The organism is Salinisphaera sp. LB1 (genome assembly GCF_003177035.1).
In the GTDB taxonomy this organism is placed as follows: Bacteria; Pseudomonadota; Gammaproteobacteria; order Nevskiales; family Salinisphaeraceae; genus Salinisphaera.
Genome location: NZ_CP029488.1, coordinates 1,983,766 through 1,996,917 on the forward strand (window position 1 = coordinate 1,983,766; position 13,152 = coordinate 1,996,917).

10 protein-coding genes are annotated in these 13,152 nt (G+C 65.7%); 6 read left to right on the plus strand and 4 right to left on the minus strand.

Translation table 11 applies throughout. From position 1 onward, the window contains the following. Positions 1 to 21 precede the first annotated feature (21 nt). Positions 22 to 735: an RNA polymerase sigma factor FliA gene (locus SALB1_RS09010; protein ID WP_109993558.1), complete on the plus strand. Its 714-nt coding sequence runs from the start codon at positions 22 to 24 to the stop codon at positions 733 to 735. 52 nt (positions 736 to 787) lie between these two features. Here the strand turns inward: SALB1_RS09010 and SALB1_RS09015 are convergent, their stop codons facing one another. Continuing rightward, a complete protein-coding gene (locus SALB1_RS09015; protein WP_109993559.1) occupies positions 788 to 1,750 on the minus strand; it encodes an EAL and HDOD domain-containing protein in 963 nt (320 codons plus the stop codon). An 867-nt stretch (positions 1,751 to 2,617) separates the two neighbouring features. Here SALB1_RS09015 and SALB1_RS09020 point away from each other — a divergent pair. Both SALB1_RS09020 and SALB1_RS09025 read left to right on the plus strand, forming a co-directional pair. Beyond that, the gene (locus tag SALB1_RS09020; RefSeq protein ID WP_109993560.1) at positions 2,618 to 3,295 is read left to right on the plus strand and encodes a response regulator transcription factor; all 678 of its coding nucleotides are present in this window, start codon (positions 2,618 to 2,620) and stop codon (positions 3,293 to 3,295) included. Then, on the plus strand, positions 3,292 to 4,620 hold the full coding sequence (locus SALB1_RS09025) for a HAMP domain-containing sensor histidine kinase (RefSeq protein ID WP_109993561.1): 1,329 nt from the start codon (positions 3,292 to 3,294) through the stop codon (positions 4,618 to 4,620). Before SALB1_RS09020 ends, SALB1_RS09025 begins: the two co-directional genes overlap by 4 nt. Before the next feature lie 442 nt (positions 4,621 to 5,062). On the opposite strand, the gene SALB1_RS09030 is transcribed toward SALB1_RS09025, so the two are convergent. Both SALB1_RS09030 and SALB1_RS09035 read right to left on the minus strand, forming a co-directional pair. After that, positions 5,063 to 6,370: an FAD-binding oxidoreductase gene (locus tag SALB1_RS09030; protein ID WP_109993562.1), complete on the minus strand. Its 1,308-nt coding sequence runs from the start codon at positions 6,368 to 6,370 to the stop codon at positions 5,063 to 5,065. Between the two features lie 33 nt (positions 6,371 to 6,403). Continuing rightward, complete coding sequence (locus tag SALB1_RS09035; protein WP_109993563.1) at positions 6,404 to 7,765, minus strand: glutamine synthetase family protein; 1,362 nt, start codon at positions 7,763 to 7,765, stop codon at positions 6,404 to 6,406. 116 nt (positions 7,766 to 7,881) lie between these two features. On the opposite strand from SALB1_RS09035, the gene SALB1_RS09040 reads away from it, so the two are divergent. Next, positions 7,882 to 8,595 (plus strand): GntR family transcriptional regulator, encoded by a 714-nt coding sequence (locus tag SALB1_RS09040; protein WP_199678744.1) that lies wholly within the window; start codon positions 7,882 to 7,884, stop codon positions 8,593 to 8,595. A 363-nt stretch (positions 8,596 to 8,958) separates the two neighbouring features. On the opposite strand, the gene SALB1_RS09045 is transcribed toward SALB1_RS09040, so the two are convergent. After that, positions 8,959 to 9,747, minus strand: coding sequence for a gamma-glutamyl-gamma-aminobutyrate hydrolase family protein (locus tag SALB1_RS09045; RefSeq protein ID WP_109993564.1), 789 nt, complete (start codon positions 9,745 to 9,747; stop codon positions 8,959 to 8,961). Positions 9,748 to 9,909: 162 nt separating this feature from the next. On the opposite strand from SALB1_RS09045, the gene ald reads away from it, so the two are divergent. Further along, positions 9,910 to 11,028 carry an alanine dehydrogenase gene (gene ald, locus SALB1_RS09050; RefSeq protein ID WP_109993565.1) on the plus strand — a complete coding sequence of 373 codons (1,119 nt, stop codon included), beginning with the start codon at positions 9,910 to 9,912 and terminating at the stop codon, positions 11,026 to 11,028. Between the two features lie 452 nt (positions 11,029 to 11,480). Next, positions 11,481 to 13,079 (plus strand): isocitrate lyase, encoded by a 1,599-nt coding sequence (locus SALB1_RS09055; protein ID WP_109993566.1) that lies wholly within the window; start codon positions 11,481 to 11,483, stop codon positions 13,077 to 13,079. The last annotated feature ends 73 nt before the right edge of the window (positions 13,080 to 13,152 follow it).

Consider the following 13,152-nt stretch of genomic DNA (forward strand, 5'->3'; position numbering starts at 1 on the left):
GCGCTCGTCGACGCACGCCTTATGTATACCGCCTCCGGCCAACTCGACCGCTCGCAGACCGTGGAAAGCTACCTGCCGTTGATCCGCCGGCAAGCACTGGCGCTGCAGGTGCGTCTGCCGCCGAGCGTCGAGCTCGACGACCTGATTCAGGCCGGGATGGTGGGGTTGCTGGATGCTCTCGATCGCTACCAGACCGGTCAGGGCGCGAGCTTCGCGACCTATGCCTCGCAGCGCGTGCGGGGCGCCATGATCGACGAACTGCGCAGCCGCGACTGGTTGCCCCGCAGTGTGCGCCGCGGGGCGCGTGAACTTTCCGCGGCGATCGAACGCCTTGAGCATCGGCACGGGCGCCCGCCGCGCGAGCGCGAGATCGCCGAGGAGCTGGATATCTCCCTCGACGACTATCACGCATTGCTCAACGACGTGAACAACGGCCTGATCCTCAGTTATCAGGAGCAAGGTACCGATGAGTCGGAACCCAGCCGGCTGGCGGAGTCGGTCGAGACCGGCGGCGATCCGTTTCTGGCCACGTTTGCCGACGCCCGGCGCGAGGATCTGATGGCCGCCATCGACGATCTGCCCGAGCGCGAGCGGATGCTGCTGGGCTTGTATTACCAGGAGGATCTCAATCTCAAGGAGATTGGTGCCGTGCTTGGCGTGACGGAATCGCGGGTGTGCCAGCTGCATAGTCAGGCCGTAGCGCGCTTGCGCAAGGCCTTGCCCACCTATCGTTGATGCAGCCCAGCGCCGCAGCACGGCCGGCGGTTCGGGGCGCCAAAGCCGGCGATTACGGCGCGGCAAGCGCGCCGGCCTCTGGCCGCGACGCGGCGGGCTGGGCGTCGAGTGCTTCGCGCCCGATGTGCATAGCCTCGGCGGCGCATCCGAGCCACTGCCGTGGCCGGGCGGCCTCTATGATGTCCAGCATGGCTTCGAGCCCCGCCGGTTGGATGATTTCGACGATCTGGCGCGCGTCGATCGGGCGCCGGGCCGGCGCGTGTCGGTGATGTGCGACCAGACGGCCCAGATAGCAGGCCAGCGCCGGATGGTGGTCCAGTTGCGCGGCGAGCCTAGCGTGGTCGCCGGCTGCGATCGCGGCGCGCAGGCGGCGCAGGTCCGCCGGCGTGACTTGCGCCTTGGGCGCGTACACGAGTTCGGGGCGGTGCAGGATATAGCCCTGGAACAGGTCGCTGCCCGCGGCCCGGGCCCGTTCCAGGTCGCGGCGGGTCTCGAGCTTTTCGACCAGTACGATCAGGGTGGGATTACGCTCCCTGAGCCGGGCGACGACCGGCCGGATATCGACCGCTTTGAATGCCGGATATTCAAGTTTGACGATATCGGCATGGTCGAGCAGCGGATGCCCTGCATCGTGTCGAACATAATCGTCGAGAGCGATCCGGAAGCCTTGTTGTTTCAAGCGCTCGAGCCGCCGCCGAACCGTGGGGTCCGGTTTGACGGATTCGAGTACTTCCACCACGAGTCGATCGGTCGGGAACGGTAATTCGCGTGCCAGGGTCGTCGCCGAGAAATTCACGAACGCCGGTTGGGCTGTGCTGAACGTGGGGCGCGGATCACACATGAAAGCGTTCACGAGTACCCGGCTGGTGGCGCGATCCGGATCGAAGTGCGACGGCGCGCGATTGGGGGCGGGGCGCTCGCGATAGAGCAGTTCTTCGCCGACCGGGTCGAGTTCACGGTCAAAGATGAGCTGTCTTGCGTAAAGTGTTGAATCGAGAGCTTTGAGTCGTGTCACGGGCGTCCGATATCCGGTGAGGTCGCCGGGCAATGCCGTGGGCGACTGATGACGTCATAACGGCGGTTCGGTCGGCAAGTTGACCGCTATCGTCCTGGCCCAGGCCGAATCGGGACTGATCTGATGGATGCGACCGATCAGGTTTTCGATCAGGAACGGCGGTCATCCGATTTCGCGTTCCATGCGTAAATGGCCGGCGTATTCAACGACGGGGCGCGCGCCCTGGGCCGTTCTGCGACGAAATCCAGCGCATACAGACCGAACGGGCGGACTCGCTGCTGTCGGCCGGTGACTGTCGGGTCTATGATCTCCGCTGTTCGGCGGCGACCACCCGGGCGTCGGTTGGCCATTCGGCCTACCCGCCCGGCGTGCGTTTCGTGGCCATCGACAATGACCCGGACATGCGCGACCGGGTGCGACAGACGATCGCCGAGCGTGATCCATCCGGTCGCATCGAGCGCGTTCAGGGTGAACTCGGTGGGCGCCCGTGCGCCGGATCGCCGCTGTGCGCCAGCCGGGTGGCCTGCTGTTTCTTGCCGGGAAAATCCTCGCCAGCGATTCGTTTTGGGGTCGGCTGCACATTGAGTGCCACGACGACTGCAAGCACAGACACGACTGTTCCGACGCCCATGTACGCGCAACAGGCGCGCGGCGCTGGATCGGGTGCAGGTGTCGTATCGTAGTGACGAGAATCACGCGTTGCGGCACCATTACGGATTGACCGGCGTGGATTCATTCTTCAGGTCGTAAAACTTTGAGTCGCTGGTCGTGGTCAAAGACGCTCCGGGCCGGGACTGATACCGCGGGCCCCTGATCCCGTTGTAGCGTCGACGCACGACGGCACCCGATGGAGGATGTGAGACACGGATGCGCGTATTGATCGTCGAAGACGACCCCACGCTCGCCGCCAATCTGGGCGAGTATCTCGAAGAACAGGGCGATGAGCCGGATTACGCCAGCGATGGGCGGATCGGCTTGCAGCTGTGTACGACCGAAGCGTATGACGCCTTGATTCTCGATCTGCGTTTGCCGCGCCTGGACGGCATTTCCCTGTGCCGGCGGCTGCGCGAGGAGCAGGGCATCACGACGCCCATTCTGATGCTCACCGCGCGCGACACGGTCGAGGACCGCATCGAGGGTTTCGAGGCCGGGACCGATGATTACCTGGTCAAGCCATTCTCGCTGCGCGAGATGTACCTGCGGCTGTGCGCGATCGTGCGGCGTCACCGGCCGGTCGGCGCCGGGCCGCTGGCGGTAGGGGCGCTCAGCCTGGACGCGAACAGCCATGTGGTGCGCTATCGCGATCAGCCGATCGATCTCACGCCCATTGGTTTCGCCATGCTGGAGATGCTCATGCGCGCCTCGCCCGGACTGGTTTCGCGCGCCGATTTCGAAGCCGAGATCTGGAACGGCGAGCCGCCCGAGTCGGATGCCGCCCTGCGCGGCCATGTGCATCGGTTGCGCGAGTTGCTGGAAGCCACTGCGGAACAGCCGGTGATCCACACCGTGCATGGCGTCGGCTACCGTCTTCTCGAAACCACGTGATTCGCCGTTGGCGCCGGACCCTGTCCGCGGCGCTCGGGCTTCGCACGCGGGTACTGATCGGCATGCTGTCGATCGCGTTCACCGCCTGTATCGGCTTTGCGCTCGCGATCTACGCCTTTGTCGGCATTCTCCAGGACGAACTGCAGTTCGATACTCTCGACCGGGAACTGGCCAGCCTCGTCCTGGACTACAAGCACGGCGTGCCCATCAGCGGCCGGCGCGGCCAGACCGGCTGGGTTTATGTCAGCCACGCGCCGGCACACGACCCGACCTTGCCACCGGTGCTTCGGCACATGGGCAATAACCAGTATGCCGTGGTGAGTTATCACGATCGCCAGTACTACACGGCGCGCCGTGACGTCGGCGATACGTCCATCTATATGATGGTCAAGGTGCAGGATGTGAAGGAGTTCGAGGAGCGGCTGGCGACGCTGGGCTGGGCCACGCTCAGTGTGGTCATCGTGCTCGCCCTGCTGATCGGTATCGGCTTTTCTTATCTGATCCTGCGCCCCGTGCGCCGACTCGCCGAGCGCTTGTCGACCTATCAGCCGGGGTCGTCGAACCCTCCGATCGCGGCCGACTACGGCGATCGCGACATGCGCGACATCGCCGAAAGTTTCGACGAGCTGATCGGGCGTTTCGATGCAGCGATCGCGCGTGAGAAAGCGTTCACCGAGGATGCCAGTCACGAACTGCGCACACCGCTGGCGGTCGCGCTCAATGCCAGCGAGCTGCTGGGCGACATGCCCGAACTCGACCAGCGCGCGCGCAATCGGGTCGAGCGGGTGCGGCATGCCTGCGAGCGCATGCAGCGACTGGTCACCGCGCTACTGTTTCTCGCCCGCGATCAGCCACGCGAGAACGAAACGCTCAGCGATGCCGCGGTGGTGCTGGACGATGTCCTGGTCTATCAACGCGACGCCATGGCCGCCAATCGCATCGAACTGTCGGTGGTGGCGCGTTCGACCCCGCTTTCGTTGCCCGAGGGCGTAATCTACAGCGTGTTGCACAATCTGATCGACAATGCCGTGCGGCATACCGAGGACGGGTGGCTGACGGTCGAAGTCACGCCCGAGCGTATCTGCGTTACCGATACCGGCTGCGGCCTGCCCGCGGGCGCGCTCACCCATATCTTCGAGCGCCAGTACCGCACGGCCGACAGCCCCGGCTTGGGCATCGGGCTTTATCTGGTATCACGGATCTGCGACCGCCAGGGCTGGTCGATTCATGCCGCCAGCGAGCTGGGCGTGGGCACGCGGATCGAGATCCTGCTCGACCCCGGGGTGGCTCCCCGTACGCAGACCGAGGTGCTGCCGAGCAGCTGACGGTGCCGCAATGCGCGTGGTGTACGGGCCGGATCCGTCGGACGACGCCTGCAGCTAATCCGACCCAATGGGGCCGCAGGCCGTAAGCCGACAGTCCGGTGGTACGTCGCCTGAAGCCGGAGCTTTCCCGTCGTGGGTTGGGCCGGTCTGTCGGATTACGCCTTCGGCTAATCCGACCTACAGGGGCAGGGGGAGCTGCTAGCTTCAGCTTTCGTAGGTCGGCTTAGGCCGCAGGCCGTAAGCCGACAGTCCGGCGGTACGTCGCCTGAAGCCGGGGCTTTCCCGTCGTGGGTTGGGGCCCGGTCTGTCGGATTACGCCTTCGGCTAATCCACCTACAGGGGCAGGGGGCGCTATCGGCTTCGGGGCCGTAAGCCGACAGGCGCCATGCCGATCGAGGCCGCGCCTGCCGTCGCGGGTGGGTCTGATTCGGGCTGCGTTGGCCTACAGGCCCATTTTTTCCCGTGTCTGGTAATACCAGGAGCCGAGAACCGACAGCGGAACACGGAACAGGCGCCCGCCGGGGAACGGATAATTGCGCAGTGCGGCAAAGGCATCGAAGCGCTCGCGTTCGCCGGCGATCGCTTCGGCCAGCAGTCGGCCGGCCAGATGGGTGGTGGTCACGCCGTGGCCGGAATAGCCGTGGCTGAAGTAGACGTTGTCTTCCAGTTCACCCATGTGCGGGATGCGCGTGAGCGTGAGCGCAAAATTGCCGGACCACGCATAGTCGATGCGCACGTCGGACAACTCGGGGAAGGTCCGCGCGAGATGCGGGCGCAGCTTGGCCTCGATGTCCGCCGGGGTGGTGCCGCCATAGACCGTGCCGCCGCCGAACAGGAGCCGGTGGTCGGCGCTCATGCGGTAGTAGTCGAGCATGTAGTTGCAGTCTTCGACGCAACTCCCGGCCGGCATCAGGCGATGGGCGGTTTCGGCGCCCAGGGGCTCCGTGGCCATGACCTGCGTGGCCACCGGCATCACCCGGTCGCGCAGTCGCGGCACGGCCTTGCCCAGATAGGCATTGCCGCAAACGACCACCGTGTCGGCGCGCACCTGGCCGCCGGGGGTGTGTACCGTCGGTTTCGTGCCGGACTGCACCCGGGTGACCGGCGAGCGTTCGTAGATGACGCCGCCGAGGGATTCCAGCGCGGCGGCTTCGCCGAGGGCGAGATTCAGCGGATGCAGGTGGCCGCCGCGCTTGTCGAGCAGGCCGCCGATGTAGAGATCGGTGTTGCTGTGCTCGCGAATGCTGCGTTCGTCGAGCATCTGCAATTCGTCGTGGCCGTGGGATTGCCAGCTCGCCACCCGGGTCTTGAGTTCGTCGAGCTGCTTGTTGTTGAGTGCGGCGAACACGCCGCCATCGCGCAGATCACAGTCGATAGCGTAGCGCGCCACGCGTTCGCGGATGATGGCGGCGCCCTCGAAGGCCATGGCGCCGAGCGCTTTGGCCGCGTCGGCACCGTAGCGACTCTCGACCACGTCGAGATCGCGCGAATAGCCATTGACCATCTGGCCGCCGTTGCGACCGGATGCCCCCCAGCCCACATGATTGGCTTCCAGCACCACCACGTCGTAGCCACGTTCGGCCAGCGACACCGCCGTGGCCAGCCCGGAGAAACCGGCGCCGACGACGCACACCTGCGTATCCACGGCGCCCGCCAAGGGCGGGCGTTCCGGTGCCGCATTCGCGGTGGCGACGTAGTACGAGGGCGCATGGGGCGCCGGAAAACGCTGCTTGTTGGGGTTTCGGCTCATGGGATCGGTCTCGAATCGCGTAGGGGCGAAAAGCTAGACGGTACGCAGGTAGGCGTCGTACTCGGCGGCCGGCACGATGGCGCGCAGGCACTCGCGTTCCTGGCGCTTGGCCGCGGCGTACCAGCGCTGGTAATCGGCGCCGAGGTATTCGGCAATGAAGCTCGATTCCTCGAACGCTTCGATGGCAGTGCCCCAGGCATCGGGCAGCGACGCCTCGTGCTGGCTGTAGGCGTCGCCCACGGTCTCCGGCGGTGGCACGAGCTGCCGGGCCATGCCGTGTTCCATGCCGCCCAGCACGGTCGCCAGCACGAGATACGGATTGGCATCCGCGCCGGCCACGCGATGTTCGATGCGTGCGGCCGCCGGCTCGGCCAGCGGCAGGCGGATGGCGGTGGTGCGATTGTCCACGCCCCAGGCTGGCGCGAGTGGCGCATGGCTGGCCGCCTGGAACCGGCGAAAGGAATTGTCGTGCGGGGCGAAAATGGCCGTGGATTCGGCCATGGTCTCGAGCAGGCCGGCCACGCATTGCATCAGCGCCCCGTTGTCACTGTGATTGTCGGCGAAAATATTGTCGCCGTTGCGATCCAGCAGGCTGATGTGTGCGTGCATGCCATTGCCGGAGGAATCGCCGAACGGCTTCGCCATGAAGCTCGCGGCCAGTCCGTGGCGGCGTGCGCAGGCCTTGATCGTACGCTTGAGCAGAATGGTCTGGTCGGCGGCCAGCAGGGCGTCGCCGACATGCTCGAGGTTGATTTCGTACTGGGCCTCGCCCTGTTCCGAGATCAGCGTGTCCATGGGCAGACCCTGGGCCACGCAGGCGGCTTCGATGTCGCCGAACAAGTCGTCGAGATTGTCCAGTTCCTCGATGCCGTAGAGCTGCGAGCGCCGGCCCGGCCGGGTCGACAGCTGCGCCGGCACCGGCCGGCCGGTGGCGTCCGGTTCGGCCTCGAACAGACGGAATTCGAGTTCGGTCGCCACCACGGGCGTCAGGCCGCGGGCGGCCAGACGGTCGACCACGGTGGCGAGAATCGCACGCGGATCGCCGGCAAAGCGGCTGCCGTCGGGCTCGTGCATCATCAGCAACATCTGCGCCGCGCCCCGGGTGCTCCAGGGCATGGGCCGCAGGCTGCCCTCGACCGGCAGGCAAGGCCGATCGGCGTCGCCCGAGGCGATCGCCAGGCCGGTGTCCTCGACCTCATGACCCCAGATATCGAGCAGCGGTGTCGATACCGGCAGGTTGAGTCCCTTGCTGTACACGCGCGCAAGGCTCGCGGCGGGTAGTCGCTTGCCGCGCGCGATGCCGTTGATATCGACGATATAGGCTTCGATGAATTCCAGCTCTGGCATCGCGTCGATCACGGCGCGGGCGTCGGCCGGCAAGTCGGTATGCGGCATGGGCGTAGCTGCGTTGAAAATGTGATCACAAATTAGCAACCGGCGGGCGCGGCTGCAACGGTCTGTTCATCGCTCTGCTAGAGTTCAGTCATTGATCGCGTCAATTGGGTATCCGTTTGGCATCCTCCCAGGCATCCGTCGACGACACGCAAATCGCACCGGTGGCGCTCGCCGACGGCGGCATCACGCGTCAGGAGTGGGTTTACCTCCAGCTCAAGGAAGCTGTGTTGACGGGGCAATTCGTGCCCGGGCGCAGTGTCACGCTGCGGGGGGTCGCGCAGATGCTCGGCACCAGTCCCACGCCGGTGCGCGAGGCGCTGCGCCGATTGGTGGCCGAGCGCGCGCTGGAGGCGCATGGCAATCGGCGCATCAGCGTGCCGCGCATGACCCCGGCGAAATTGCAGGATTTATGCGCGGTGCGCGCGAATCTGGAGGCTTTTGCCGCCGAGCGCGCCATGCCGCTGATCGACGCCGCGCATCTGGAACGACTCTGGGAGCTCGATGCCGAGGTGGATGCCGCGATCAATGCTGGCGATATTCGCGCTTATCTGCAACGCCACCGCGCGTTCCACTTCTCGCTCTACGACGCGGGCGATGCCTCGGCGGTCATGCCATTGATCGAATCGGTATGGCTGCAATTCTCGCCCTTCCTGCGTCTGGCGATTCATCACATCGGCAGCGATTACATCGTGGACCGACACGTCGAGGCGCTGCGTGCCGTGGCCGCCCGCGACGCGCAGGCCCTGCGCTTCGCCATCGAGGCCGATGTGCGCGAAGGTCTCGGCTCGCTGACCGAGGCGGATTGGCGCAATCTGGAAGCCGCCGGCTGACATGCCGCGCGTCGATTCCCGGCGTATCTCCGAAATGGGTCGGACCGTGCCCGTGGCAGGCGTGCCCGCGCCGAACGAGCCGGGCCGCTGCGCGCTGCCCCGCGAGCCCTCGCCCAAGCAAGCAACGACGCGTAACCGCAAGCCCTGTAGGTCGGATTAGCCGTAGGCGTAATCCGGCGGGAACGCAGACCCCATCTGTCTCGTTGATACCGGCCCCAAAGCCGGTCCCGAGCCGACCGCCCAGACAAACAACGACGCGTGATCGCAGCCCTGTAGGTCGTGATTAGCCGCAGGCGTAATAGACGGGACAAAGCCTCCGCGCGGCCCTGCGGTGGCTCGCCGATGTTGCCGCGCCGGCCGTAGTCAGTCGCCGGTTAGCCGCTGCTGGCGAAAGACGCGGCAGGCTTCGCCGAAGGCATGGAACAGCGCCATCGATACCGGGTTGTCGCCGTAACGCCATTCCGGATGCCATTGCACGCCGACGATGAAACGCAGGTCGCGATGGCGCACCGCTTCCACCAGGCCGTCGGGCGCGCGCCCCTCGGCGCGCAGCGCGGTGCCGAGACCGTCTATGCCTTGGCTGTGCAGGGAGTTGACCGAGATCTCCTGCGTGTCGAGCAGCCCGGACATCCAGCCATCGCTGACCAGTTCCACCGAATGTGCCGGCGCATAGCGGCGCTCGCGCGGCGCCTCGTGATCGTCGCGGTGATCCGACAGCCCCGGCACGTCCTGCACGGCGGTGTAGAGCGTGCCGCCGCAGGCCACGTTGAGTTCCTGGAAGCCGCGGCAGACGGCGAATACCGGCATGTCACGCGCCATCGCCGCGCCGAGCAGCGCCAGGTTATTGGCGTCGCGTTGGGGATCGAACGGGCCCACGCCCGGGGCGTCGCTGCCATAGCGCCAGGGTTCCATATTCGACGGGCTGCCGGTCAGGAACAGACCGTCGAGATCGACGAGCTGGTCATCGGCGCTGATTTGGGTCTCGAGCGACGCCTGTTCGGCGCCGGCCGCCCGCGCGGGCAGCACCAGCGGGATGGCATTGGCCGCATGGGCGACCGCGGCGAGATACTTCTCGCCCACGACGTGGCTGGGGTCGGTGCCGATGAGTTTGCAGTCGACGGGCACGCCGATCCGGGGGCGGAGTGAAGACATGAGCGATCCGGGAAAATGACGGCGGGTGAATTGTGATCACAAAATGAGAGCCGGTCAACGTGGCCGCTGGCATCGTTCGTGCCGGTGGCGGCCGGCCCACGGCGACAGGGCCGGTTATCATAAGGGCACGCGCATTGGCACCCAACCACACAGGAGCGAGCCATGCACATCGGCGTACCCAGGGAAATCAAGGATCACGAATATCGCGTCGGCCTGACGCCGGACAGCGTGCGTGAACTGGTCAAGCGCGGCCACGACGTGCTCGTGGAAACGACGGCCGGGCTGGGTATCGGTTGTGAGGACAGCGAGTACGCACAGGCCGGGGCGCGTATCGCCGACGATGCGGTGGCGGTGTTCAAGGCGGCCGACATGATCGTCAAGGTCAAGGAGCCGCAACCCGAGGAGCGCAAGCGCCTGCGCCCGGGCCAACTGCTATTCACCTATCTGCATCTCGCGCCCGACGCCGCGCAAACCGCCGATCTGGTCGCCTCCGGCGCGAGTTGCGTGGCGTACGAGACGATCACCGACGACCACGGCGGTTTGCCGTTGCTGGCGCCGATGTCGGAGGTGGCCGGCCGGTTGGCCGCGCAGGCTGCAGCCCAAGGCCTGGAGAAGATCAGCGGCGGGCGCGGGGTGCTGATGGGGGGCGTGCCGGGGGTGTCGCCGGCGCGCGTGGTGGTGATCGGCGGTGGCGTGGTCGGTGAGAACGCGATCACGATGGCGCTGGGGCTGGGCGCCGATGTGGTCGTGCTCGATCGCGACGTCAACGTGTTGCGGCGTCTGGCTGCCCGGTTCGGGCCGTCGTTGCGCACCGTATATGCGACGGCGGCCGGCACCGAGACCGAGGTGCTCGCGGCGGATGCCGTGATCGGTGCGGTCCTGGTGGCGGGCGCGGAAACCCCCAAGCTGGTCAGTGCTGAATGGGTGTCGCGTATGCAGCCGGGGGCGGTGCTGGTGGATGTCGCCATCGATCAGGGCGGTTGCTTCGAGACCTCCAGGCCGACCACCCACGCCGAGCCCACGTATATTGTCGACGGCGTGGTGCACTACTGCGTGGCCAACATGCCGGGCGCGGTGCCGCGTACGTCGGCATTCGCGCTCAATCACGCCACCCTGAGCCATGTCGTCGCGCTCGCGGATCAGGGCCTGAACAACGCAATGGCCGACGACGAGCATCTGCGGCGCGGGCTGAACGTGCACGCCGGGCAGGTGACGTGTGCCCCGGTGGCCGAGCGCCACGGCTACGACTACGTAAGCCCCGAGGCCGCGCTGGGGTTGTAGCGCATCGGCTTTGTTGTCCGTTGCATGCGCCGCCGCCCCGCGGGTTGCCCGCCACCGCTCAATCGTTTTCCGGGCCCGGCGCGCCGGGCGTTATAACGCCGGCGCCGCAGGCGCGGGCAACGCGGGATGGCAGGAAATAGCCGCCGCGCCCGCCCGCAGTCAATGCAGCAGACGCGTATCGGACCCGGTTGCGGCCGCGACGCTGCGTCGCAGGAAGCGGCCCACGGGCCCCAGTCCGAACGGGGGATCGAGCCGGCCGTGAGGCATGGTGGCCGGATATCGGGTACCTGAGCGGCGAGTTACTATTCATGTCGTGAATGTTGGGAATAGATTTCATTTTCTATTCATATTAAGAGCGGCCCTCTAGACTGAGCTTCATCGGCTACGGGAAAAGAATTATTTCCGGAATATCGGCCGTTTTTCGATGCTGGTTTTCAAGAGGAAGTCTGATCATGTCCGACTATAGAAACGACATCAGCGATATCTCGTCGCTGCGGGAGCGCTTCGGCGAGCCATGGCGTGCCATCAATCCCGAGCATGCTGCGCGTCTGCGTGCGCAGAACCGCTTTCATACCGGGCTCGATATCGCGCGCTACACGGCGAAAATCATGCGCGAGGACATGGCTGCCTATGATGCCGACCCGGCCTGCTACACGCAGTCGCTCGGCTGCTGGCATGGATTCGTCGGCCAACAGAAAGCGATCTCGATCAAGAAGCATTTCGGCAGTCTGAAGGGCAAGTATCTGTACCTGTCCGGCTGGATGGTGGCCGCGCTGCGCAGTGAATTCGGCCCGCTGCCGGACCAGTCGATGCACGAAAAAACCGCGGTGCCGGCGCTGATCGAGGAGCTGTATACCTTCCTGAAGCAGGCGGATGCCTGGGAGCTCAACCATTATTTCCGCGAACTCGAAGCCGCCCGCGAGGCCGGCGATGAGGTGGCGGCGAAGAAGGCCCAGAGCCGGATCGACAACTTCGAAACCCATGTCATCCCGATCATCGCCGACATCGACGCCGGTTTCGGCAACGAGGAGGCGACCTATCTGCTGGCCAAGAAGATGATCGAGGCCGGGGCCTGTGCGATCCAGATCGAGAATCAGGTCTCGGACGTCAAGCAGTGTGGTCATCAGGACGGCAAGGTGACGGTGCCGCATGCGGCGTTCCTGGCCAAGATCAACGCCGTGCGCTACGCGTTCCTGGAGCTCGGTGTGGACGACGGCGTGATCGTCGCGCGCACGGACTCGCTGGGTGCGGGCCTGACCCAGCAGATCGCGGTGTCGCAGGCGCCGGGCGATCTGGGCGATCAGTACAACAGTTATCTCGCCGGCGAGGAGATCACCGACCCGTCCGAGATCAACGCATCCGATGTGGTGATCAAGCAGAACGGCAAGCTGGTGCGCCTCAAGCGTCTGGCTTCGGGTCTGTTCGAGTTCAAGAAGGGCAGCGGCGAGGACCGCGTGGTGCTGGATTGCATCACCAGCCTGAAAAACGGTGCCGACCTGCTCTGGATCGAGACCTCCACGCCGAATGTGGACCACATCGGCGGCATGGTGAATCGTATTCGCGAAGAAGTGCCCGACGCCAAGCTGGTCTACAACAACAGCCCGTCGTTCAACTGGACGCTGAACTTCCGTCAGCAGGTCTATGACGCATGGGCCGATGAAGGCAGGGATGTGTCGGCCTACGATCGCGCCCAGTTGATGGCCGCCGAGTACGATGGCACCGAGCTGGCCCGGGTGGCCGACGAGTGGACCCGGAACTTCCAGCGCGATGCCGCGCGGCACGCCGGTGTGTTCCATCACCTGATCACGCTGCCGACCTATCACACGACGGCTTTGTCCACCGATCAGCTGGCCCGTCATTATTTCGGCGACGACGGCATGTTGGCTTACGTGCGCGATGTGCAGCGGGTCGAGATCCGCGATGGCATTGCGACCGTCAGGCATCAGGATATGGCTGGTTCCAACATCGGCGACGATCACAAGGAGTTCTTCTCCCGCGAGAACGCGCTCAAGGCGGGAGGGGCGCACAACACCATGAACCAGTTTGGCTAGGGCCTGTTGCCGTCTCGCATGAGGCGGCAACAAGCCCCGGTCTGGACCGGGTGTTGGGACCCGCGGTGACTTC